This window comes from Paenibacillus sp. FSL R5-0490 (genome assembly GCF_001956215.1).
In the GTDB taxonomy this organism is placed as follows: domain Bacteria; phylum Bacillota; class Bacilli; order Bacillales; family Cytobacillaceae; genus Cytobacillus.
In genome coordinates this window covers 15,188-40,471 of sequence record NZ_MRTQ01000027.1, presented here as the reverse complement: position 1 = coordinate 40,471, position 25,284 = coordinate 15,188, and the positions used below count along the sequence as shown (strand labels likewise).

The 25,284-nt window shown below is 40.8% G+C and carries 21 protein-coding genes and 2 pseudogenes; all 23 read left to right on the top strand.

The features are described 5' to 3' along the window. Positions 1-77: 77 nt before the first annotated feature. Positions 78-434 (top strand): annotated as a pseudogene (locus BK139_RS19640) (LXG family T7SS effector ribonuclease toxin YxiD); the annotation flags it as partial. Next, on the top strand, positions 434-874 hold the full coding sequence (locus tag BK139_RS19635; protein ID WP_076262174.1) for an SMI1/KNR4 family protein: 441 nt from the start codon (positions 434-436) through the stop codon (positions 872-874). The pseudogene BK139_RS19640 and the gene BK139_RS19635, both read left to right, overlap by 1 nt. Before the next feature lie 77 nt (positions 875-951). Next, a pseudogene (locus BK139_RS24460) lies at positions 952-2,067 on the top strand (T7SS effector LXG polymorphic toxin); the annotation flags it as partial. A gap of 282 nt (positions 2,068-2,349) precedes the next feature. After that, on the top strand, positions 2,350-2,724 hold the full coding sequence (locus BK139_RS19625; protein WP_076262172.1) for an immunity 22 family protein: 375 nt from the start codon (positions 2,350-2,352) through the stop codon (positions 2,722-2,724). A 34-nt stretch (positions 2,725-2,758) separates the two neighbouring features. Continuing rightward, positions 2,759-3,214 carry a DUF4274 domain-containing protein gene (locus BK139_RS19620; RefSeq protein WP_076262227.1) on the top strand — a complete coding sequence of 152 codons (456 nt, stop codon included), beginning with the start codon at positions 2,759-2,761 and terminating at the stop codon, positions 3,212-3,214. Between the two features lie 168 nt (positions 3,215-3,382). Further along, on the top strand, positions 3,383-3,583 hold the full coding sequence (locus BK139_RS19615) for a hypothetical protein (RefSeq protein WP_076262170.1): 201 nt from the start codon (positions 3,383-3,385) through the stop codon (positions 3,581-3,583). 336 nt (positions 3,584-3,919) lie between these two features. After that, entirely contained in the window at positions 3,920-5,041 is a 1,122-nt protein-coding gene (locus tag BK139_RS19610) for an ABC transporter ATP-binding protein (protein ID WP_076262168.1), read from the top strand. A 30-nt stretch (positions 5,042-5,071) separates the two neighbouring features. Next, positions 5,072-6,640 carry a glycine betaine ABC transporter substrate-binding protein gene (locus BK139_RS19605; protein WP_076262166.1) on the top strand — a complete coding sequence of 523 codons (1,569 nt, stop codon included), beginning with the start codon at positions 5,072-5,074 and terminating at the stop codon, positions 6,638-6,640. Between the two features lie 187 nt (positions 6,641-6,827). Further along, positions 6,828-8,018 (top strand): M14 family zinc carboxypeptidase, encoded by a 1,191-nt coding sequence (locus tag BK139_RS19600; RefSeq protein WP_076262164.1) that lies wholly within the window; start codon positions 6,828-6,830, stop codon positions 8,016-8,018. A gap of 167 nt (positions 8,019-8,185) precedes the next feature. Next, positions 8,186-9,184, top strand: coding sequence for an ABC transporter substrate-binding protein (locus tag BK139_RS19595; RefSeq protein WP_076262162.1), 999 nt, complete (start codon positions 8,186-8,188; stop codon positions 9,182-9,184). A 478-nt stretch (positions 9,185-9,662) separates the two neighbouring features. Continuing rightward, positions 9,663-9,956 carry a WXG100 family type VII secretion target gene (locus tag BK139_RS19590; protein ID WP_076262160.1) on the top strand — a complete coding sequence of 98 codons (294 nt, stop codon included), beginning with the start codon at positions 9,663-9,665 and terminating at the stop codon, positions 9,954-9,956. A gap of 80 nt (positions 9,957-10,036) precedes the next feature. After that, on the top strand, positions 10,037-10,276 hold the full coding sequence (gene yukD / locus BK139_RS19585) for an ESX secretion system protein YukD (protein ID WP_076262158.1): 240 nt from the start codon (positions 10,037-10,039) through the stop codon (positions 10,274-10,276). A gap of 14 nt (positions 10,277-10,290) precedes the next feature. Further along, a complete protein-coding gene (gene essB, locus BK139_RS19580; RefSeq protein WP_076262156.1) occupies positions 10,291-11,634 on the top strand; it encodes a type VII secretion protein EssB in 1,344 nt (447 codons plus the stop codon). A gap of 20 nt (positions 11,635-11,654) precedes the next feature. Beyond that, the gene (gene essC, locus BK139_RS19575; RefSeq protein WP_076262153.1) at positions 11,655-16,127 is read left to right on the top strand and encodes a type VII secretion protein EssC; all 4,473 of its coding nucleotides are present in this window, start codon (positions 11,655-11,657) and stop codon (positions 16,125-16,127) included. Beyond that, on the top strand, positions 16,124-18,970 hold the full coding sequence (gene esaA, locus BK139_RS19570) for a type VII secretion protein EsaA (protein ID WP_076262151.1): 2,847 nt from the start codon (positions 16,124-16,126) through the stop codon (positions 18,968-18,970). Before essC ends, esaA begins: the two co-directional genes overlap by 4 nt. Further along, positions 18,960-19,439: a type VII secretion protein EssA gene (essA, locus tag BK139_RS19565; RefSeq protein ID WP_076262149.1), complete on the top strand. Its 480-nt coding sequence runs from the start codon at positions 18,960-18,962 to the stop codon at positions 19,437-19,439. Before esaA ends, essA begins: the two co-directional genes overlap by 11 nt. Before the next feature lie 176 nt (positions 19,440-19,615). Beyond that, positions 19,616-19,918: a WXG100 family type VII secretion target gene (locus tag BK139_RS19560; RefSeq protein ID WP_076262146.1), complete on the top strand. Its 303-nt coding sequence runs from the start codon at positions 19,616-19,618 to the stop codon at positions 19,916-19,918. Between the two features lie 26 nt (positions 19,919-19,944). Then, a complete protein-coding gene (locus BK139_RS24125; protein ID WP_175609160.1) occupies positions 19,945-20,088 on the top strand; it encodes a hypothetical protein in 144 nt (47 codons plus the stop codon). Between the two features lie 36 nt (positions 20,089-20,124). After that, entirely contained in the window at positions 20,125-21,375 is a 1,251-nt protein-coding gene (locus tag BK139_RS19555; protein ID WP_076262144.1) for a hypothetical protein, read from the top strand. 9 nt (positions 21,376-21,384) lie between these two features. Next, positions 21,385-22,197, top strand: coding sequence for a hypothetical protein (locus BK139_RS19550; RefSeq protein ID WP_076262141.1), 813 nt, complete (start codon positions 21,385-21,387; stop codon positions 22,195-22,197). Next, entirely contained in the window at positions 22,190-22,741 is a 552-nt protein-coding gene (locus BK139_RS19545; protein ID WP_076262225.1) for a DUF5381 family protein, read from the top strand. The genes BK139_RS19550 and BK139_RS19545 overlap by 8 nt, the downstream gene beginning before the upstream one ends. A 66-nt stretch (positions 22,742-22,807) precedes the next feature. Then, a complete protein-coding gene (locus BK139_RS19540) occupies positions 22,808-23,359 on the top strand; it encodes a DUF5381 family protein (protein ID WP_076262139.1) in 552 nt (183 codons plus the stop codon). A 200-nt stretch (positions 23,360-23,559) separates the two neighbouring features. Then, a complete protein-coding gene (locus tag BK139_RS19535) occupies positions 23,560-25,254 on the top strand; it encodes a transglutaminase domain-containing protein (protein WP_076262136.1) in 1,695 nt (564 codons plus the stop codon). Positions 25,255-25,284 lie beyond the last annotated feature (30 nt).

The window sequence follows — 25,284 nt, the reverse complement described above, 5'->3', positions numbered from 1 at the left end:
TGTAAAAACAGACCCTTGAATGGCTTTATGTCTTTCAAGGTTTTTTAATGGTTTTAATAAGCGGTACAGGGCCTGGTAAAATAGAGAAGTTGAAGCAAGCCTTAAGAAATAAAGAAAATAAAAAAATGTCACCAATAGAAACAGCTAAGCATAGGGTAGAATTTAAAAATAAAAATAAAGTAATCAAAGAGTGGGAAGAAAATACAGGGCAAAAGTGGCCTGTGTATAATGAAAATGTTATTTCAGAAAAAACAGGTAAAATAATTAGGAAAAAAGGAGATAAGTATGATGCTCATCATATAATTGAGAATACATTTGGAGGAGAACATGAACGGTGGAATATGCATCCTGCAAAATTCCCAAATGAGCATCAAGCTGGTATTTATGGAACAGGATCACCAGCAAATTCGCTATTTAAAGGAGGTAAAAAATAATGGGCTACGAACCTATGAAGGCAAATCAAGAAAATTGTTTTTATCGAGTAACTGAAAACGAAATAAAAGAGGTTGAGAAGGAACTCGATTTAAAATTTCCTAAGGAGTTAGTTAATTTTTATATAGAGGTTGGCTACGGGTTTATTAAAGGTTCAGAGATTAATATAAATCGTATTATGGATCCTTATTCCGTAAGAGATTTTCGATTAAGAGTTAACGATTTTGAGTTTTATCCTGACATAGAAATCTATGATGAATTTGAAAATAACAAACTAATATTTTTTGAAGGCAGTGAATCAGCTTTAATGTCAATTGAATTGAATGAAAAGAATAGAAGTCCGGTTTACTATTATGATATTCAAATTGAGACTTCTCTTGAAGAATTTTTAAGAAAAATAGAAGAAAATGATAAATATTACTTGGAGTTGCTACTTGATTAAAAAAGCATAATAAAACGCATATCTTGATTGGCTAAATGCCTTTCAAGGTTTTTTAATGCTTTTAAGAAGCGGCACAGGGCCTGGTAAAAACAGAATCTATCACTAATAGCTTAACAGACGAGACCAATGCGGTGATGCAGAAAGTTTCTGATATTGTCAGTCTCCCTCACCTGCAGGATGGGGAGTTTTCGGCACATGTAAGAAGGGCGGAACTGCACCGGCAAAATAAGGTTGATAACCTTATGACCTTTGACAGCCAGCAAACACTGGCGCTTGATCCAATTGAGCAGGATCTTCATCTGATGCAGACATACATCGATGAAATTTCAAGCCTCTTTCAGAGTGGAATTCTCAGCATTACCGGCTATTCTGTCAAGCAGCTTCACTCCAGCCCAGTCTATGGAGAGCTTTTAGAAGGCATCAGGCATAAAGCAGGAAATTCCATGCGTTCACCGGATTTCTTTAAAGAGCTGGGCGTCACGGCCCTGGGCCAGATTCTGCAGCCCGGCGCTTATTCCATTTGGTCTATCTGGCAGAGTACCTACGAAAGAAAGACCATCCACTATCAGTTAAGAGCCTTGAAGGCTTTAGCAGAGCTAAACAGTAACGAAATCAGCCCGGAGGAATTCGCCTCCCTGAGCGGCCGGGAGATCCTGACTGTTAAAGTCATAGATGAGTATGGAACCATCAGCCATAATGATGGCGGCAATTTCTATCTAAATGAAGATGGCCGGATCGTAAGAGAATTCGACAGTGAAAAAGGAACAGCCTACGAATTTGTCGACTCCATTCCAAAAGACCGCGTGGGAGGAGTACGGGAACTGGACTCCATAGCTGACGGAACCCCGCTTGAAATACTCGAATACCTGTCGCTCGCAGCTGTTGTCCGAAAACAGGGTACCAAGGTCATACGGAAAAGCATCAAAAAGGCCGACTTTGATGCGCTTGTCAGGATATTGAAAGAGGAAAAGGGTCATGTGGTCTTGCCGGGGAGGAAGGCTGGTAAGGGTACGGGTAATGCTAAAGATATAACAAAATTAACTGTTGAAGATATACCAACTGCAAAGAGTGGGAATTTTAATAAATTCTTCAATTCCCTTACAAGTAGTGAACTAGACGAACTTTGGAAAGAGAAAAAGATTAGAAAGAAAATTGAACGCCAACTTAGAGAACCTGGAGGTTTACATGAGTAGCACTTAGTTTCAAGGGCTCCTCAATTTAAGTATTGGAATATTGGTGCTGAAGAGATTAAAGATTTAAGAACAGCTATTTCGGATGTCAAATTTGTCAATCCAAACGGTGTTCATGGAGGGTTAGGCTCAACTAAAGCACATAATGAATTGTTAGCAATAATAGATACTTCTAGCGACTATAATACATTTGTTAGACGACTTAATAATTGGGCTAATTATAGGTTAGAGGGTGGAGTTTCGTCTTTACCACAAGGTCTAAGATTAAAGTAGGAGGCTACTATAATGGAAAAACAAGGATGGGTTTCAATTTGGTTAGGAAATATTAACGATGAGGACTTAATAGGAGAGTATGTTGATTTAACGTATGATGAGGATGGCGAGTCTGTCCCATCCCAATTCTTTATCGACTTTAATATTGATATGGATGAAACAGATGAGGATACTATAGAAAAAGCTGTCTATAAGAATAGTAGTAGTGATATTTCAGCATTATTAGATGGTTGTTCATATGAAGAAATTGTCATTCCAAAAATCCAGAAAAGTATAAACCTAAAGAAATCATATAATGCAGTAATTTTAATATATAATTTTGAATATAAAAACGAAATTAGTTCAACAGGTGCTTTTGATTTTATTGCTGCTACAAATTATGAGTAAGAGAAATTAAAGGTATGGAGAATTTATTTAGTTGATGGTTAACTCAGAAATTACTTATCTGGTGGGGTTGCTTTATAATACAGATAAAAATATTTTAATCAGCCAGTTAAAAAAAGTAGATAATCCACTAACACTCCATTACTTTGCTGCCAATTATAATTGGAATAGCGGTTTTGAAGTACCAACAGTCATCTTAGAAAATGAGGCTTGTGATTTAGGGACAGGTTTACTAATGTTCCATTATGCAGATGGCTATCGTTTGTTAGAGAGTTCAGATGAAATTTCAAGTTCTTCATTAGAGGAATGGAAAGTTTTTTTGAGGAAGATTTATAATAAACTATTAAGCTTAGGCTTTAAATCACAAGACATTTCCTTTGACCCTGAATTAACAAAAATTCAAAAGTATAAGTTGAAAAAGAATAACCCAGACCTTCCTAACGTTTTAATTAGTAAGTCTCCAGGCAAAGAGATTGATATACCTGAGATATAATGTAATTTATTTGTAACCTTGATTGGCAAAGTGCCTTTCAAGGTTGTTTTTCGTTTAATATATCCTCAACATTCCCCCTCCAAATGTAGTGAATTTGCCCAAGCCAAACCCATTTCCCCGCATATACAATAATGTAGGCATATACAGAGGAAATGGAGGTATGTATGTATGTACCCTTATAGAGGCCCTTACCAGCCGCAGGATCAGCGGTTTTTTGGATTCTTTGGTCTGCCTTTTTTAGGCGGGTTAGCAGGAGGATTATTGGGCACTGCCTTATTCTACCCGCGTCCATATTATGGATATCCGCCACCGCCGCCTTATTATTACCCGCGGCCTTGCTGTGGACCGGGATTTGGATATCCTTATTAATACCTGTCAGGGGGAGCTCTTAAGAAATGCTTCCCTTTTTTGATGCCTGAAAGCACCGGAGTCATATTGCAGAGAAGAAGGCAAGGCTCAAGGCAGCATAAATCCTCCACATTAATTAAAGATGGTGATTAATAAGGAGTTTTTTTAAGATGAAGTACCTTTTTGGTTTGGAGAAAGAAGATTAAGGTTAAATATGAATATTATGGAATTATAGTGGGATAACTAATTTAATGATTTTTGCATGATTTAGCGGTTTATGTTACCCTGAAAAACGTATCTGCGGATAGGTTGTTCCATAATTTTACAATTGTTTGATGTATAGGAGGTGCTGAAAAGTTGATTGAGTTTAAAGAAGTAAACAAAGTCTTTCAGGACGGGTTTCATGCTCTCAAGGATATTACCTTTAAGGTCGAGGAAGGTGAACTGCTGGTTCTGATTGGACCCAGCGGATCTGGAAAAACCACAACCATGAGGATGATCAACCGTCTGATTGAGCCGACAAAAGGGACAATTACAATTGAAGGAAAAGATATTTCAAAAGAAGATCCAGTCAAGCTTCGCCGGACGATCGGCTATGTGATCCAGCAAATAGGGCTGCTTCCGCATATGACGATTAAAGAAAACGTTTCGCTTGTTCCGAGGCTGATGAAATGGAAGAAGGAAAGATACATAGATAAAGTGGACGAACTGATGCATATGGTAGGACTGGATCCGGAGGTGTTTGGTGAACGTTACCCTTCAGAACTGAGCGGTGGGCAGCAGCAGAGAATCGGTGTTATCCGTGCGCTGGCAGCTGAGCCGAAAATTATTTTAATGGATGAACCATTCAGTGCACTGGATCCGATCAGCCGGGAGCAGCTGCAGGATGAGTTAGTCCGCCTTCAGCGGGATATCCAGAAAACCATTGTATTTGTAACCCATGACATGGATGAGGCGCTTAAAATCGCTGACCGCATCTGTATTATGAAGGATGGGGAGGTGGTGCAGCTGGATACGCCGGAAAATATCATCCGCAGGCCGGCTAATGAGTTTGTCCGAAGCTTTATTGGAGAAGACCGGCTTCAGGAAAGTGACAGCATATCATTCCCTAAACTAACCAAATTAATGGTTCCGGCTGTAACAGCGGGCGAAAGCCGCAGGCTGGCTGAATCCTTGAAGCTGATGCGAAGCAAGCGGGTTAACAGTCTTGTCGTTGTGGATAATCAAAATGTTTTTCAGGGAATTGCAACCGTCTGGGACGTCCAGAAAAATTACAAGGATGAAGAGTTAATGCTTAAAGATATTATGGATTCAAGCGTTGTGACACTTCAGCAGAATGATCCGGCGGAAAAGGCCTTTCAGCTTGTGAACGAATCTGTTTACGGCTTTGTTCCGGTTATGGATGAACACAGGAACCTTTTGGGCATTGTGACCCGATCAAGTCTTGTAGAATATATGGTCGACGAAATCGTCGAATAAACAGGATAGGGGGTGTAGACGATTCTTAACATGATCAGCAGCACGACTGACGTTTTTGTAAACCGCTGGCCGACTATATGGAACTTAATTTTAGAGCATATGTATCTTTCACTTATTTCGATCGCCATTGCGATTTTAATATCTGTTCCTTTGGGGATTTATTTAACCCGCCATCGAAAAATTGCCGATTCAATTATTGGGATTGCAGGAGTTTTTCAGACGATTCCAAGTCTCGCACTTCTTGTATTTCTCGTGCCATTCATCGGAACGGGACAAGCCCCTGCCATTATTGCTTTAACCGTTTATGGCTTATTGCCCATTCTTCGAAATACATATCTAGGCATTACTGGTGTTGAAAAGTCTGCCATCAACGCCGGGGTCGGAATGGGAATGACGAATCGGCAGGTCCTTTGGATGGTGGAGCTTCCACTGTCCCTGAGTGTTATCATGGGCGGGATTCGTACTGCGACTGTATTAATTATCGGTGTTGCGACAATTGCAGGCCTCATTGGGGCTGGCGGTCTTGGAGATTTAATCTTCCGCGGACTGCAGACTTATAATACGGGTCTTATTCTGGCAGGTGCAATTCCATCTGCTCTATTAGCGATTATTTTTGACTATTTGCTGAAGCTTCTGGAGACAGATGTGACTCCGCAGGGGCTTAAACAAGGGCAGAAAACCAATCCAGCTGTGAGCCGCTGGAGAAAATGGGTGGTGACCGCATTAATTTTAATCCTTCCTCTTTCTGCGTTTGCTGCTCAGCTCGGCGAAACAGCCGGCGGCAAAGATACGATCACCATTACAGGCAAAAACTTCACAGAGCAGGAAATCATGGTTTACATCATGGGGCATCTGATTGAAGAGCATACAGATTTAAATGTGAAATATGAGTCCTTCCTGGGAGGTACCGCACCTGCATTTGAAGGCGTTAATAACGGAAATTATGATTTATATATGGAATATACGGGAACAGCCTTGCTGAGTATTTTAAAAGAAGAAATGATCAGTGATCCTGACAAGGTGTATGACCTCGTAAAAGAGCGCTTCAAGGCTGATTATGATTTGGTCTGGCTTGAGCCATTTGGGTTTAATAACACGTATACACTGACTATAAGAAAAGAAGATGCTGAAAACTGGGGAGTTAAAACCATCTCAGATTTAGGCAAGAAATCATCGGAGCTGTCTCTAGGCTCGGAGCCGGAATTTCTGGAGCGCCTTGATGGCTATCCCGGCCTTGTGGATACTTACGGATTTGAATTTGGCGGAACACAGGCCATGGACTCCGGCATTATGTACAGTGCCATCAAGAATGGAGAGGTGGATGTCATTGATGCCTTTTCCACTGATGGCCGCATACCGGCATTCAATCTGCAGGTCCTTGAGGATGATAAAAAATTCTTCCCTCCGTATTATGCAACCCCTGTCATCAGGGCTGATACGCTGAAAGAACATCCTGAAATTGAAGAAGCATTGAAGATGCTTGCAGGTAAAATTGATAATGAAAAAATGCAGGAGCTTAATGCAAGAGTTGATATTGATAAAGAACAATATGAAGATGTGGCGGTTGATTTCCTGAAAGAAGAGGGATTAATTGACTGACGCAAAAAGGACTGCGATCTTACGCAGTCCTTTTTAGCGTGATGAAAGTCTTATCCAATAAGGAAAATGTAGGATATTTATAATTCAGAATATTAATTCTTTTAGCAGATTTACATCCTCAGGTTGAAAAGGCATGATAGAAATAATTCGGATACCGAATTAAAAGAAGATCAGGGGAGGCTTAAAAATGAAGAAAAAATCATTATGGAAAGTACTTAGTTCAGCAGCGCTGGCGGCATCGATCTTAGTACCTCAAGTTAGCTTTGCTGAGGGAGCAAAGCCAGTGACAGAGGAAAATATATCTGTTAATGGCTTTGTAGATTATGAAGAATTGAAGAAAATGCTGAGCCAGCTTGAAAAGTCATCGAATGGCCTGGTTCAGGTTGAGTCCGCGGGTAAAACGAATCAGGGAAGAGATATCTTTACAGCAAGAGTGGGCCATGGAGATAAAGTAGTCCTGGTGCAAAGTGAAATTCATGGCAATGAGAAGACTGGTACTGTCGCATTGTTGAATATTCTTCAGCACTTAGGCTCAAGCCAATCAGCAGCCGCGAAAAGAATTAGGGAAGAACTGACGATTGTAGCGATTCCGATGATGAATGCCGATGGTTCTGAATTGGACAGGCGTGGTAATGTGATGACCTGGGAAGAAGTCCAGGAGAAGTTTCCTCAATTACATAACGCACTGCCAACCTGGAATTATTACACACGCACTCTGCAGGGGGATGACTATGCAGCAGCTCCAGGTTTTGATGTAAACCGTGACTTTAACCCCGACTTGAACTATGTTCCGAAAGCGGAGAACTTTCCGGGTAATTCGAGCACTCCAGGCTGGTATATCACACCTGAATCCCAAACAGTTCGGGATGTATATAAAGGTCTGCAAGAGGAGTTTGGAAATGTAGAAGTCTTTTTAGATCTTCATCACCAAAATTTCTATAAGATTGAAGGAACGGATGAAGACGTTACAATGTCCATCTCAGCCGATTTCATTCCCGATCCAAATTCCCCAGAGGGATCAAAATATAATCAATATGCGGAGAATTACCGCTTTGATTTCTCCCGGCAGCTAAATGTGGCACTTTATGATGCACTTCAGGAAAAAGGCAATTCAGTGTTTACCAATATTTCGTTATATGACCAGGACTTAGATTTGCCTGGAACAGCACTTGGTTCCTTTGCCTTGAACGGAAGCGGGGTAGTCTTGTTTGAAGTAAAAGGGCAGACACAGAACTATGGCCAAAAGATGAAAGGCCAGCTGGTTAAGACTGTAGAAACTGGTCTTATGGGAATCATTAATGGTGTTGCAGATGGCAGTGTTTATGATTTGAATCCGGAAGAATATAATGAAATCCCTAATAGGGAGTCCATTCGTTAATAGAGCAGCAGAGGCTGGTTCCATTTGGAATCAGCTTTTATTTTGCATGGAGCTCAATTTATCTGACAAAAAGAGGATTAGCTATTGTTACAAACATATTAAACATGTTAATATCAAAATATTATAAAAATTTTAAAAAATACATAATTGTTCAGGGGGATTTTTTGATGAAAAAGATGTTGGCCATCATGGCAAGCAGTGCATTGCTCATGCTTGCTGCCTGCGGTTCAGGAAATGAGGAAACCAGCGGAGAAGCTTCAGAAAAGAAAACGGTTAAAATCGGCATTACGCAAATTGTTGAGCATCCATCACTGGATTCTGCGAGAGAAGGATTTATAGCTGCATTGAAAGATGCTGGATATGAAGAAGGAAAAAATCTTAAAATCGACTTCCAGAACGCCCAGGGGGATATGAACAATAATATGTCCATTGCCCAGAACCTGGTCGCGGACAAGAATGATTTAATCCTGGCAATTGCTACTGCGAGTGCACAATCGGTTGTGCAATCAACGAAAGATATTCCAATCCTTTTTACAGCCATCACCGATCCTGTGGGAGCTGAGCTTGTGGAAAGCATGGACAAACCCGGCGGGAATGCAACGGGTACATCTGATACACATCCGGATGCCATCAAAAATACAATTGACTCTATCAAAACATTTGTACCTGATGCCAAAAAGGTGGGCATTATCTACAATGATGGGGAACCAAATTCAGTAGTAAATGTTAAGCATGCGAAAGAAGCCATTGAGGCGGCAGGTCTGGAAGCAGTAGAGACAACAATTTCAACAAGCTCAGAGGTAAAACAGGCTGCAGAATCCTTAGTGGGACGTGCTGATGTGTTTTACATCCCTAAGGACAATACTGTGGTATCTGCCCTTGAATCTGTGCTGAACGTAGCCAATGAAAAAGACATTCCAGCTTTTGTGGGAGAAAGCGATTCGGTTAAACGGGGCGGATTTGCTTCCTATGGCTTTGAGTACCATGATCTTGGTTACTCTACAGGCCAAATGGCTGTTGATATTCTTGAAGGCAAAAAGCCGAGTGAGATTCCTGTCGGCTATCCGGAAAGCCTTGAGCTTGTGATTAACAAGAAAGCAGCTGAGGAACAGGGAGTTGCTTTGACTGAGGACATGCTAAAGGATGCTAAGGTGGTTGGGGAATAAATAGGTTGTTAAAAGATACAGCGATTCAGCTGTATCTTTTTTGCTTAATGAATCCCGAAATTTATTTTGGAAAATGATTCAAAAGTACCATATAAACTAGAAGGCTGGTTTTAGGAAAAAAAAGGGTACAATAAAGTTTAGTAAATATCTATATAACAGGGTAATTTAACCTATAAAATACAATTAGGGGTTTATAGAATAATAGGAATAAAACCACAGACATAATTCGACACGGATGCATTAGCGATTTGACGAGTTTTGACTGCCATGATAGTAATAAATAGGTAGAAAATTTGAATTTGAAAATCAAAAAAATAGTAAAAAACTATGAAAAAAATACCAATTTAGGTTTAAACTTTTCGAAAGTGGGTATTAGTGGGTATAAATAACTGTTTTGTTATTTTTTGCAAGTAAGTAATTGACCTTTTTATTGTGTATTTTTACAATAATAGTAACCTATTGAAAAGGAGAGATTTGAATGTCAGGAGTTATTCGCGTTACACCAGCAGAATTAGTAGGCATGTCTAACCGCTATAATGGAGAAAGCAGCCAGGTTGGGGATCAGATTGTCCGTCTGGATAATATGATTCGTGAACTGGAAGGTGCATGGGAAGGGGAAGCAAGCAGAGCGTTTGCTGAACAATACCAATCTTTAAGACCTTCATTTGTTCAAATGCAGCAGTTATTAGAGGATATTTCTGCTCAGCTTAATAATACTGCAAGAGCTCTTGAAGATGCTGATAACCAGATCGCTGGCCAAATCCGCGGTTAATTAGATCTGAATCAATTAAGTGGAGAAGGAGCGCTGCATTCACAGGATGAAAAGCGCTCTTTTTTTATGAGGTGTTGACAATGTACATAGAAGTGACAATTGATTTAAAACATTATGAACTTGAACCTTTTGACCTCCGTCTATCTAACTATCACTCTGTTAAAAAAGTAGTTGATATTGTTTGGCAAGCTAAGTCAATTTCTCAGCCGCCCCGGGAAGGATATTGGGTCAGAATTCCCAACAAGCAAATGATTCTGTCAGGAAACGATAAGCTGGCAGAAAAGGGGATTACCACTGGAGACCGTTTCGAAATTTTATAAAGGAGCATTTAAAAATGTCAGAAAAGAGTCAAACCTACCTTGAAGAGCAGCTTGAAGCGGTTGTCGAAACAGATCATCAATCCCTTACTATTCTTTTCCAAAGAGAAAAAATTAAAGCTGATGCTGCTGCGGAATTGGAATTGCTCCAGGCGATGGAATCAGCTATTAAAAGGGATATCCATTTAACAGAGGATGAACTGCGCCTCGTCCTGAAACTTCCCTCAAATTACTTAACCTTTTCCAAATTAAAAAAGAAAGACCAGAGAAGCAGATGGATTTTTTCTTCGCAGCTCCTGAAGCTTGTGAAAAGTCATCCGTATTCCAGGCTGCATCTTATCATCTGTCCTGAAAACATTGTGGCGGATGAAAGCTTGTCACCCCATTTGCTTCATTATGGTGTAAGTGAAAGCCTTCCGCCCTATGAAACCAATCAGGAAAAACTCTGGATGGAATTGAAAGCGACCATCGCTTCTGCTGTAGATGGAAATCGCGCCTTCCGGGATTACCTTAGCCTTCATGAAACCATTGAATTGTCGCCCGCAGCGGCAAGTATCATCCAAGCCAAGGATGAAAATGAATTGTCAGACGTCATCCGGACTAATATAGAAATGCTTGAAAAGAAAGATAAGGAATATGCTAGGATTCCGCAAAAAAAGTGGAAAGCCACAAGATATTCGGCATGGGGTCTGCTGATTGCTTTAGTGCCTTTCGTTGCTTTCAGCCTATATTCCCTTATCTTTACTCAGCCAAAACAGGCAGCTTTTATTAACAGCCAGGAGCATTTCCTGAAAAGCCAGTATAGTGAAGTCGTTTCTGAGTTATCCAATTATGATATTGATCAGATGCCAAGAGTGGTACAGTACGAACTGGCACAGTCCTACATAATAAATGAAGCATTGACAGAAGACCAAAAAGAGAATGTCCAAAATACAATCACCCTTCAGACGGATCCCCTTTACTATCATTACTGGATTCACATTGGGAGGGGAGACGCCAAGGAGGCTCTCGATATCTCGCGGGATCTTGAGGATCGGGACTTAATTCTTTTCGCATTGCTTAAGTACCGTGAAGTTGTCAAAGCGGATGATAGCCTTGAATCCGATGAAAAACAGCAGAAAATCGACGAAATTCAAGCAGAGATTGATGAGTATTTAGAGGAACAGAAAGCTCAGGAGGAAGAGGAGCAGCGTCTTCAGGATGAGCAAAGCAGCAGCGAAAATAATGAACAGGCAGTAAAACAAGAGCCTGAACAAAAGGCTGCTGAAGAGCAAAAGCCTGCAGATGCAAAGGCAGCTGAAACATCTGCAGAAAAGCCTGCGGAGAAGAAGGAAGAGTCAGAAAAGACAAAGCCAAATTAAGATAGACAGGAGGTGGAAAGATGGAACAGTTATGGTTGTTTTACAGCGATTACTGCCAGCAGCTGTCTATGCCAATTGAAAAAATCAGCAGGATCACCATTGGCCCTGAGCTGGAACAGCTGGTGACAATAAGGGAGTTTCCTTTTACAAAAGGAATTGTGTCAATAGAAAAGCACGACAGCTTCTATGAAGTTAGGCAGAATGAGTCGGTTCTCGGAAGGCTGAATGGCGGAGAACCCTTTCATATAAATGATGCGGGGGAAATCCTGACGATAATAGTAACCTCTGAAGCCCTTAAAAGCCAGACCTACTATTCGGGCTATCAAAGGGAAATAGAGATTTCCTCTGATAACCCGGCAGCTTCCATTTATAAAAAGAACGGCATTTTAATGGAGGCCAGCCATTCTTTTGACCTGATAAGAACAAAAAAGGGCTGGATGGCAGAGCCGGGTTCAGGACAGCTTTATATAAACGGAAAAAGAGTTGAAGAGAGGACCTTCCTTGAAATGGGGGATGTGCTGTTCTTCCCCTTTATGTCTTTAAGAATAATAGAAGAAGATCTTTTCCAGATAGATAGCTTTGAATACTATGAATCAAAGCTTCCCATTACCATCAGGCCGCAATCTGAGATGGCAAAGAAATATCCGCTCTATCGGAGAACGCCAAGAATGATCTATGAAATGCCGGATGAGAAGGTTTCCCTGTCCTTTCCGTCACAGGAGCCGGATGATTCAGGCAGGGGATTATGGCTGATTATCATGCCGCCGCTGATTATGCTGATCGTTATGGGCATCGTGGCTTTAATTCAGCCAAGAGGGATTTTTATTATCATTTCAATGGTCATGTTCATGACCACTTTAGTGACATCCACAGTCCAGTACTTCAAGGATAAAAGCAATCAAAAAAAGCGGAAAGAGCGCAGGCATCGAGTTTATACTGCCTATCTGGAAGAGAAGCGAAAAGAGCTGCAGGCATTGTCTGACCAGCAGAAGCATGTTCTGGAATTCCACTTTCCGTCTTTTGAGAAAATGAAGTATTTTACGGGCCATATATCCGACCGCATTTGGGAGCGGCCTCTGCAGAGCTTTGATTTCCTTCAATTCAGACTGGGTACCGGAAATGTGCCTGCGAGCTATGAGGTGAAGGTCAGCTCAGGGGATATGTCAAACCGTGAAATCGATGATCTGCTTGAACAGTCACAGCAGATGGAAAAAGTGTATAAAGAAGTTAGAAATGTACCTGTGGTGGCTGATCTGGCAAAGGGGCCAATCGGGCTGATCGGAAAAGAGTCGGTTGTTAAAAATGAGATCCACCAGATCATTGGGCAGCTGGCCTTTTTTCACAGCTATCATGATGTTCGGTTCGTATTTATTTTTAATGAAAAAGAATATAAAAAATGGGAATGGCTCAAATGGCTTCCGCATTTCCAGATGCCGCATGCACATGCAAAAGGGCTGATTTATAACGAACAAACAAGAGATCAGCTGCTGTCTTCCCTTTATGAAATCCTGCGTGAAAGGGATTTGGATGAAAATAAAGAGAAGCAGGTGTATTCACCTCATCTTGTGTTCATCATAGCCAATCACCAGCTGATTGCAGATCATGTGATTTTGGAATATTTGGAGGGAGATCACTCCAATATGGGAATCTCCGTGATCTTTGCAGCAGACTCAAAGGAAAGCTTGCATGATAATATTCAAACCCTTGTCAGATATGTCAATCAGGAAGAAGGGGACATTCTGATTGAAGATAAAAAGGCCGTGAGCATTCCATTTAAGCTTGATGTTCATCAGAAGAAGGGAAATGAGGAATTTTCCCGTCTGTTAAGAACGCTTGATCATCAGGTTGGAATGACCAATTCCATTCCAAATAGCGTTTCCTTCCTGGAAATGATGAAGGTTAAAGAAGTAGGGAAACTTCCAATCAAAGAGAACTGGCTTACGAAGGAGTCTTCCAAATCCCTGGCAGTTCCAATCGGTTTAAAAGGAAAGGAAGACCTCTCGCTATTGAATCTTCATGAAAAGGCGCATGGCCCTCACGGGTTGCTGGCCGGGACAACGGGGTCGGGAAAAAGTGAATTTCTGCAGACGTATATTCTTTCACTTGCTGTTCACTTCCATCCCCATGAGGTCGCTTTCCTGCTGATTGACTACAAAGGCGGGGGCATGGCACAGCCGTTTAAGAACATGCCGCATCTCCTGGGTACGATTACCAATATTGAAGGCAGCAAAAACTTCAGTTCAAGAGCGCTTGCCTCCATCAAAAGCGAATTAAAAAGACGGCAAAGGCTTTTTGATCAATATCAGGTAAATCATATAAACGATTACACAGACCTTTATAAAAACAATATGGCAAAGGAGCCGCTTCCTCATCTGTTTTTGATTTCCGATGAGTTTGCGGAGCTTAAGAGTGAAGAACCCGAATTCATCAGAGAGCTCGTCAGTGCCGCGCGAATCGGCCGGAGCCTGGGAGTTCATTTAATTCTGGCAACCCAAAAGCCGGGCGGTGTCATTGACGAACAGATCTGGAGTAATGCCCGTTTCCGGGTGGCTTTAAAGGTTCAGGACACAGATGACAGCCGGGAAATCATTAAAAACGGCGATGCCGCTGCTATTACCGTAACCGGCCGCGGCTATCTGCAGGTCGGCAATAATGAAGTCTATGAACTGTTCCAATCTGCATGGAGCGGGGCCCCTTATATGGAAGACTCTTCTGAGACAGAGGATGAGATTGCAATCGTAACTGACCTTGGGCTTGTGCCATTATCAGATGTGAATTCACGCCAAGGGAAGAAAAAAGGCGGAAAGACAGAAATTGAAGCAGTTGTGGAAGAAATTGAAGCAGCACAGTTCTCGATGGGCATTAAGAAACTTAGAAGTCCGTGGCTTCCTCCTCTTGAAGGGCGCTTAAGCAGAAAACTTTATCGCGCTGAGGAGAATAATGAAATTCATTTAGGAATGGTGGATGAGCCTGAGAAGCAGAGCCAGTATCCATTAAGCTATCAAATCATAGAGGATGGAAATGTAGGCGTGTTCGGCTCATCCGGTTATGGAAAATCCCATACAATTATGACACTGCTGCTCAGCATTGCCGAAAAGCGGTCTCCTGAAGAAGCACATTATTATATTTTCGATTTTGGCAATGGTTCACTCCTTCCATTAAGGCAGCTGCCGCATACGGCCGATTTCTTCCTGATGGATGAAGAACGAAAAATTGAAAAGTTTATGAATCTGATCAAGGATGAAATTGCCCGCAGAAAGCTATTATTCCAGCAGCAGGAAGTCAGCGGAATTAAGATGTACAATTCGATGAGCAATGAAAAATTGCCGCTCGTCTATATCACATTTGATAACTTCGATTTAGTAAAAGAGGAAATGCAGGAGCTTGAAACGCAAATTAATCAGATTGCCAGGGATGGACAGTCACTCGGCATCTATATGATTTTCGCTGCGACACGGATCAATTCTATCCGGCAGTCGCTCATGAATAACCTCAAAACAAAAGTCGTCCATTATCTGATGGACAGCAGCGAGGCTTACTCCGTTCTGGGGAGAGTTCCATTCGCACCTGAGCCAATACCAGGAAGAGCCATTATTAAAATGGAAGAGGCCTATTTTTCACAGGTATTCCTGCCGGCAGAGGGCAAGGACGATTTCGAGATCATGGAATCGATCCGGGCTGACATCCAGGAACTGAAGGAGAAATACAAGGACTGCAGTCAGCCTGAAGAGGTTCCGATGCTTCCGGCAGAGCTTAATACAATTAACTTTACCCGTTACACTGCGGGAGAGACACAGCCAGGACTTGTACCAATTGGCCTTGATGAAGAATCAGTCAAACCTGTATATGCAAACTTCAATAAAACGAAGCATTGCATTATCCTTGGGCAGGCCCAAAAAGGAAAGACAAATGTCCTTAAGCTTATGATCAATCAAATGCTTTCTCAGGGTGCTGAATCTGTCGGTATTTTCGATTCCTTTGACAGAGGATTATCATCCTATGCCAGTGAGGAAAAGTCAGTCTATATCGAGACAAAGGATCAGATCAGCGATTGGGCAGCAAAGGCTGAAGAACAGTTATCCCTAAGGGAAAAAGAATATCTTAATTCCATCCAGCATGGCAATACAGATATAGAGTTTTCGCCGATCGTGCTGGCTGTGGATGGATACTCCCGTTTTGCACAGACATTGGATAACAGCCTGCAGGAAAGAATGGCAAGGCTGATGAAAAATGGAAGCCATCTTGGCTTTAGCGTCATCGTGACAGGCAGCAATAATGAACTGACGAAAGGATACGATTCCTTAACGGCAGAAATCAAACAGATCCGCCAGGCAGTCGTTCTGATGAAAAAATCAGAGCAGACGCTCTTTACCCTTCCATACGACCGGAAAGAGGCGGAGATTCAGCCGGGATATGGTTATTACGTTATAAACGGAAAGGAATTAAAAATTCAAATTCCTTTATGTGCCACTGAAAGGAAGGTCTTAGCATGACAGCCAAAACAAAATATATCGTGAAAATGGTTTTGGTGATGCTTCTGATTATTGCCGCGCCAGCCATCTTTTTTGGCTCAATCGGCGATAATCCTCTGCTGGTCAGGGAGAATGCCACAAGAACCATAGCAGTTGTTAATGAAGATACAGGGGCTGACAAGGAAGATAAGTCTCTTGATTTTGGAGAGGAAATCACATCGATCCTCGAAGACGGTTCACAATATGAGTGGAGCGTCATCGGCAGAAGTGCTGCAGAAAATGGCTTGAGGAATACCAAGTATGACGCAGTCGTTTATATTCCTTCCAATTTTTCAAAGAACATCATGTCCTATGAAAGCCAGCAGCCTGAAAAAGCAAATTTTGAATATACCGTTCAGAACCAGCTGAACTCACTGAACCGGGAAAAAGTTCTGCGCGAGATTCAGACAGCCACCAACCGTGTGAATGGAAAGATTTCAACCTTGTACTGGACCTATGTATCACAGGACCTTGAAAATGTGAAATCCCAGTTCGATACCATTTTACAAAAAGAAATAGACTTCCAGAATGCCATGCTCGCTTTCTATAAGCCCAGCTCAAAGAACCTGGCAGCGGAAATTGAACAGCAGCGCAATATGCTGGAGAGCATTCAGTCGACAGTGAAGACAGCTGCAGAGAGTACTTCAGAAGGTGAAAATAACCTTACTCAATTTGAAGAGAGTCTTGCTGGATTTGTTCAATATGTTGACCAATACCAGGAATATCAGGATGCACAGCGGGAAACTCTTCAGAAGCTGCAGGATGAAAGTGTGCTAAATATACAGGCCCTAACCGGGAAACACGATCCGCAGTACTCTGAATCATTAGCCGCACTAAATGAAGGCGGTGAGCAGCTGTCAAGCACACTTGATTCAGTTGAGTCTCAGCTAAAAGAAAACAGTGAGACATTCAGCAGCCTCTCTGCTATCCGCACTTCACAAGTGGATAGACAAAGAGAAGAATTGATTAATTATCTTATGGAACAAGAACGAAATACCCTAAGCCAAGTCGAGGCAAACATAGCTTCTTTGAAGCAGGAATTGTCAAAAGGGACATCTGCCGGAAATCCAGGAACAGCATCAGCGGCTTCAAACAAAAGCTATGCTGTAAAACAGACTGCTGCTACCACGAATCCGGATAAAGCCATTCCTTCAGTTCCAGGTCTGGAAAATGAGAGAGCAGAGCTGCAGGCCATTGCCAATGAAATAAACACGATTAAATCTTCGCTTGAAACAATTGAAGGAACTCCGGAGCAAGCTGCCGCAGCAGTCGCAAGCCTGCCGAAGCTTTCCCAGCGTTTGCTTAATGTAGAGCAGAAGATTTCTGCGAATGACACAGGAGAAAATCCTCTGCAGAAAGTAGTGGATGAACTCAAGGCTGTCAACAATGAATTGGCTGCTCAAAACGGAAAATTGGTTGAAGACTATAATAAGCTGGTTGAAGAGAACAAAAATTTGATTCAGCAGTTAAGTAATTCCGGAAATTTTTCATCTTTAATTGGTTTAATCGACCAGAAAGAAAATAAAATTCTTGAATTAAATTTAGACAGCGAAAGCAAGGCGAAGTTAACAGAAGTGTTTAACCAGCCAATTATCTATGCCGTTCCTTCAAAAATGATGGAATATTATTCTGCACTCGGAAGATTCGAAGGAACTATAGAGTCCTCCATTAATTATAATCCTGAGAAACTTAAAACCTTTATTGAGAAGTTGAATCCTATTGTAAAGGTGAACGAGGATGAACAAAAGGTTTGGGATGAATTGAATACATCCATCCCATATTCTGAGGAACAGCTTTCAGGTCTTGATAATCAGGTTACTGCATTTTTTAATGATTATAGCCAGAAGATTGAAGAGCAGCAATCTGCTATGCAATCAGACTTATCTGCACTGCAGGAAAGCGCAATAGCTGTTATGGATAATATTCAGTTATTATCGGCTAATACCCAAATGCCTGTCGATGGCATTGACGGAACTTCCGTTATGGTCAAACAAGAGGGAATCAGCCAAAGAATGCTGATGATTAATGATCTTGTTGGATCTATAGGAGAAAATCAAAGCAATATCGTATCCTATACAAACGAGCTGGAGCAAAAGGTGCAAAGTGTCCAGCAGGATGCAGATACACTGAATTCCAAGTGGGGCTCGAACGTAGAGACAACTCAGATGTTCAGGGATGATATTTACAATCTTCTTGGAAACACCTATGTGAATGGCCAAAAGAATGGTCCGGTATACGAGCAATTATCCAGCCCGCTTCAAATCAGCGGAGAAACAGCTGAAAAGAAAGAGGAAAACAAGCTGCCGCCGGTTGTCGTATTGGCCATTGTCCTGCTCAGCAGCTTAATGATCGGATACTTCAGCCATTATTTCAAAAATGCGCCGATGCTTGTCCATGCATCCATGTTTGTGCTGCTGAATCTAATTGTTGGTCTGATTATCAGCATATTCGGCCTCAATATTTACTCAATGGAACAGGATCGCGCAATAGAGTGGACCATTTTCACCATATTGCTGCTGACGGCAGCCTCGGCCATTGTACTGGCAGGGTTCAAGATCGGCAATTTGGCAGGATGGATTCTGAGTGTAGGTCTTATCGCCTTCTTCATCAGTCCGTTCCTTGCTCTTACAGCACCGAATATTAACTATGAGGACCCAATGTCCAAGGTGTATATGTCCATTCAGTATGACTCACAAACCCTGTTTATTCCGGCCATCGTCATACTGCTTGGCATTATTGCCTTCCTTGCCATCATTCCATTTGCAGTCCGGTCTATAAAGGACCTGCGTACAAAGAGGGATGAGGACCAGGCTTATGAAGCTTAATAAATTCCTTAAAGTAATAGTTCTGCTCCCGGCGTTTTGGCTGCTTGCTGGCCAATCTGCCGGGGCAACCCCTGATTTTAATAACGTAACACCGAATACCTATGAAAAAAAGGAATTCAAAGAGAATACCGATTACCTCCATGAAAAATCGCTTTATGAAAATAAGAAAGAGATCCCGGAAGAACAAAAGGATCTTACTTTTACAAAAAAGAACCTGGATCCTTTGAAGGAAGTGAAGGAGAAGCTTTTCGACGGCGGTGAAACCACTACTAATACCATCACCGCAAAAGCAGACCAGCTTCAGCTTTTTTCCGATTCGAAACAGGAAAGCTTTTTCACTGCGGAGGATCAAGCACCCGCTGAACAGGATAACAAATTAATGATTCTTTATAGTATTCTGCTTGTCATTGCCATAGGTGTGATTATGGGATTCCTCATTCCGAGGATGGCGAAGCAGGCTGACAATTAAATAATTCCCGTACATGTCTCCGGTTTGGAGACATGTACATAATTACTGCTACCAAATTCTTCAGCAAACTCCTCTCAAATAACTGCCCTCTAAAAATAGAATAAAGAATTAGGCATGAAAGAAATGAAGAGACTTTAAATTATTGGATAAAAAACTTTTAAAAATGAGGTGTCAAAATGAACTCATCACATGTAAGAGCCCTTGCAAGGGTATTTCAGACAGCTTCAGATGATATCAAAACAGAGGAATTCAAACTAAAGCAAAGTGTCCAAAACCATGCAGGTGAATGGAAGGGCAAAGCGCGGGACAAATTTGATTCCGCATTGGAAGAAGCAGGCGTCCTCTTCCAAAGGCACTCGGATAACCTTTATAACATCAGTCGAGAATTGGAAAGTGCTGCTAATGAAGTTGATAGAGTCAGAGAAGAAATTGAAAGACAAAGAGAATTAGAGAGACTGGCCAGACTTAAAGCGGATTGAAGAATATAAAGATTGGATGGGTTTTTATGTCTAATAATGAAAAGAAGAAAAAAGGTTCTTATGACAAGAGTAAGACGTATGATGACGGATGTGCTCCGGGGTGTGTTGATCTATTTTTATTGCCAATACAAGTTTTTATAGCAGGCTATCAAATAATAAATTTATTTTAATTAGGATAATAAATCGAATAGAAAAGAGGTATTGAAATGGGAAGTGAAATCTCTGTAAATCCGGATCGCCTGGAAGACCTGGCAAATGATATGGTTACTCGTTTGTCCAGAATTGAAGACGAATACAGAAATCTCCATATGGAGCTTGCGGATTTAATTAACAGCGCTCCGGCGGAATACAGGCATTGCTTTTATCATGTAGGAGACCCATGGGGTACAGGTAACCAGCTTACCGGGCAGCTTAGTGAAATGGAAATTGACCTGCGGATGGTGGCAAATAAATTTGCTGATGCTGATAATCTGGTAGGCAAGTTGTATAAGTTGTATGAGCAATATGGGGCCGTAACAGCTCTTGGAGCATTGATGACAAAACAGCTCGCATTTTATGGATTAGGTTTTACTCAATTTATTAAGAATGCTGATGGTGTATTCACCTATAAACATATGGCGGCCCTTCAACAAGTAACAGATAAAATTGATGAAACTAAAAAGTTAAGAACGATGACAAGAGCGTTCCTGAGTCCATTATATTTAACCAGTAAGTATAAAGATGTACCACTTGCGGATTTGGTTCATAAAAAGATTGCTAAATACTTGCCGGATGATGTGGCGAATTTTACGAGTAGCTCAAGGGCATTTTTGGATGAAATTAAATATAAAACTTTTAATCCCACTACGTTCAAATCTTTCGTTAGTACGGGTGCCAAATTTGCTAAAACAAATGCATTAAGTACAGTTGTTTTAACCGGTGCAATGGAAGTCGGAGGAATGGGGCTTAAAATTTCAGAGAACTATGCTAAGTACGGAAATAACCCCGATGTTTTGAAACGTGAAAATGCTAAAGCAATTGGTAATGCTGTAAATAATACAGTAGCTATCTCGGGAGGAGCAATTACAGGTGCAGTAATAGGAGGAGCTTTAGGTAGTTTAGCTGGTCCCGTTGGAACAGTTGTTGGTGCAGCTGCAGGTTCATTCGTTGGTGGAGTTATTGGAGAGAAAGCTGCTAAATTAACTGCTGGAATTGCTGAAAAAGGTGCTATCCTTATTAAAGAGCCTTTGCACCATGGAGTCGAGCTTTTTAAAGATGGATTTGAGAAAGCTGGAAAAGCTGTTGAAGCAGTAAATAAAGGTATTGATGTTGTTAATAAACAAATTAAAGAAACAATGTCCGATCCGGTAGGGAAAATTAAAGATATTGGAAAAGGATTGTCAAAGGCAAAGGAGACAGCTGGATCTTTAATAGATGGAGCAAAGGGATTTTTAGATAAAAAATTATCTTTTTTTTAAGGAGGCAATATGAGTACCATTCAACTAAGTATAGAAGAATTAATCTTTGCATTTTATAGTGAAGGGCTATATGAAGAAGGAATATCTATGAAAGAGACATACTTTCCTTCACTCCAAGATTCCGAATTGAAGTTACTGCTTGAGTTTGCAGCTCGCTCTTTGCTGGCAAAAGATATGGTGGTAGAGGTTAATAATCAATATAGATTAAAAGAAGACTATAAGTCTTATATTAATATTCTTAGTAATGCGGAGAAGACGGTTAAAGCTTCTAGATTTAATTTAAAGTTCGAAGGGGAAGAGAACATATCCTTTCATTTTGGGAATGGGGAAGTTTATCTTCATAAGTTATTGCATGACCATCAAGTACATTATATTTCAAAATCCACTCCAAAGGATATGATACCAAGTATTAAAAATTTCTTCGATATTAACAAGCTGCCTTTACATGATGAAGTGCTTTTTAGTTTGAAGAATGAAGAATTTGAAGAATTCTTAGGTGATATGAGTGAACCAGATTCATTGTCTGAATCTACTGCTCAAAAGTGGGAAAATAGAGTTAATGGTTCATTCTCATTTGAGTTTTTAAAAGATATTTCCAATAGAAAAGGCAGAATGGACAGTTTACTTAGTCTTGGATATGATTCTGCAAAAAATCCTGATTTAATTGATCTAATTTTTATTGTTCCTGGGAAAGTGGACTTCTGGATGATTTCAAGAGACGATAATCTTGATTTAAATGTTCAAAGGGCAGACGAGACATCTATTAGAAACCTATTATTTAACAATTCTGTCCAAGGAGGGATTCCTCTTGTCCATGATTGAGAACAAAGGAGAATCTGTATTAATAAAAGGTTCTAAGTTCATGTATGTATGGATGTTTTTGGCTACAGTAGGATTTTTACTTGCATGTATCTTCTTAATTATACATGGACTGAAATTCAATTCTAAATATTCTTTCCTCTATCTTGGCGGAGGAATCGTATTAACTCCCTTCTATCTTTATTTAACTATTTGGAGCCTGCCTGGATTAATGCCAGGAAAGGTTTTGTTTAGAATATTCCCGGGAGAAAAGGGAACAGTTAATGCTAAAAAAGATATGGTATCTATAAGTAATATTCGCAGTATCAATTTAGTCAGAAATCCATTAAATTTAATCAACGACATTGTTATTGATACATTCAATGATAAAAAGATAAAAATTAAAACGTATAATCTTCTTGGGGACTTAGATTATGAAATGATTGTAGATCAATACATTTATCCATATATGACTGAAAATGCAAAAAAGGTTTGGGACAGAAAGGTAGATCTTGAACGTCTTCGTAAAGTGGCAAGATACGAGAGAAAAGAGCCTAAAATTGAATAAAAATTAATTGAATCGATCAAACAAGTCTTCTCTAAAGAGAGAGCTTTCTCAGGGGGCGATCTATCGATGATTCAAAATAAAGATTATTCCATAAAGGTGAAGGGATCAAAAATTTATTATGTGCTAATGTCTCTTGCTACTGCAGGTTTTTTAATAGCCTGTATCTTTCTAATTGTTCACGGATTGAAGTTTGACTCTAAATATTCTTTATTCTATCTTGGCGGTGGAATAATTTTCACTCCTTTTTATCTCTATATCACCCTTTGGAATTTACCAGGTCTAATCCCGGGTAAAATCTTGCTGTCCATTATCCCCGGAGAAAATGGTGTGATTAAATCAAAAAAAGGCACAGTTCCAATTAAGGATATTCGAAACATTGATCTTGTAAGGAATCCATTAAATTTAATTAATGATATTGTTATTGAAACCTTCAATGATAAAAAGTTTAAAATTCGCACGTATAACCTGATTGGTGATTTTCGCTATCAGATAATAGTTGACCAATATATTTATCCTCATATGACTGAAAATGCAAAAAAAGTTTGGGATCTAAAAATAAACCTGGAGAATCTTCGGCAGCAGGCTAATTATGAGAGGCAAGAACCAAAGGCTGAATAACGATTTTATGTGTGGAATTTCTCTCTTTTTGTATTTAATTTTATAGCTATTAATATTAAATTTTTAAAAAACAGTACCACAGAGAAGCTCTTTAAAGGTCTAACCCTATAAAGAGCTTTTGTTTTGAGTTTCTTAATCTATGAAACCGAAAAGGCATTGCGCACGTAATAAAGTCAAGAAAGATTAAAAAGGAGGACCCCATGCCAAAGAAAAGCCCCATCACCATATTAATTGTATTATTAACCAGCTTCCTCTTCCTCTCAGCCTGCAGCAGCTCTGAAAGCAATTCAGAAGCCAAAGCGGAGAAAAAGGAAGAAGATAAATATGAAAAGCTGGTTAAAGAGAAAAACAAGGAACTTGAGCTCGAACCCCTTGAGCTGACTTCTTACAGCGAGGAAGTCGGGGCCGCTCTGAAAAATCCGGAGTATAAGGAGTTTGCCGCAAATGGAAAGGTGGCTGTGCAAGGAGAGGTTGAGAAGTACTCTGATCTCAAATCAGACTATGCCTGGATCAAGGTTCGTTCCACAGAGGATGGGCCGGCAGGGAATGATCTGGAATACTACGCACCCATCAAAGAAGGGAAGTTCAAGCAGAATATCCGATTATTTAATGGGGAAGGCGAGTATAAGGTAACGGTCCAGCTTCCAAGCACGGATAGTGAGAATTATTATTATGATCTTGCTTCTTTCACGGTGCACAATGTGAATCCGGATACAGAGCGGGATGTGACGTTTACTCCGTTTGGCCAGGAAGCAGATCTGGACCTGGATATCGAGTCGAGCTATCTAAAAGGCAATGAAGTATTCAATTTAAAAGGGGAAGCCGGAAGCCTAACAGATAGCGATACAATCATGCTACAGCTGAATAAGGATTCAGAAATGTGGAAGCATGTCATTAAGCTTAAGGATGGAAAATTCACCTATGATGTGCCGTTATTCTACGGAAAAGGCCTGCACAAGCTTGAGGTGCTCGTTCCTGACAAAGAGAGGGAAAATTACTATCAGACAGCCACAACCATTTTAATAGACAACGAGTCTGATAGGACGATGAGCCCAATTGAATTTTCTAAAACATATGAGGAGCGGGGAGTGGCGCTTGAATACCCGCAGTATGGCGGTGAGAAGTCCGACGGTGTCTTTTCTGTAAAAGGAAAAATTGATCCGCAGGCAGAATTCGGTCCTGAAACAGATCATATTTACATTACGACTAAAAAAGGTGAAGACGAAGCACTGGATGTTATCCCTGTAAAAGATTTCACGTTTGATGATTCTTTTTATTTAAGGTTTGGTCCTGGCACATATGAAGTCACACTAAGTGTGCCGGAAATTAAGGAAGAGAATAGTGATTATTTTCGCTTTTATGGATTTGCGAAATTTGAGGTGGAGTCAACAGGCGAGGATAAGCGGGACCTGCTTCCATCAAGAGGCGTTCAGTCCGATGCTCCGCAGATTACTGAACTGGCGCAAGATCTGACAGAAGGCATTAGCAGTGAAAGGGAAAAGGCGAAGGCCATCTATGATTATGTCGCTAAAACCGTTTCATATGATGTAAATAAGCTCGAAACAGATGACTTCAGCTGGGATGATAGTGCGCTCAAGACACTTGATTCCAAAACGGGAGTCTGCCAGGATTATTCGTATCTGGCCATTGCCCTGCTTCGGGCCAGCAACATGGAAGCCCGCTTTATTGAAGGAACTGCTTTTGGCGGATTCTGGCCGCAGAAGCATGCATGGGTGGAAGTGAAGGTGGATGGAAGCTGGCTCACGATGGATCCAACATGGGGAGCGGGTTACATTAAGGATGATAAATTTGTGGCAGCTTTCAATGAAAAATACTTTGATCCGAATCAAGCTGAGTTTGAAAAAACACATAGCCGCACAGGTGTATCATACTAAAAAAAAGTGCCATTCTCAGCAATGGCACTT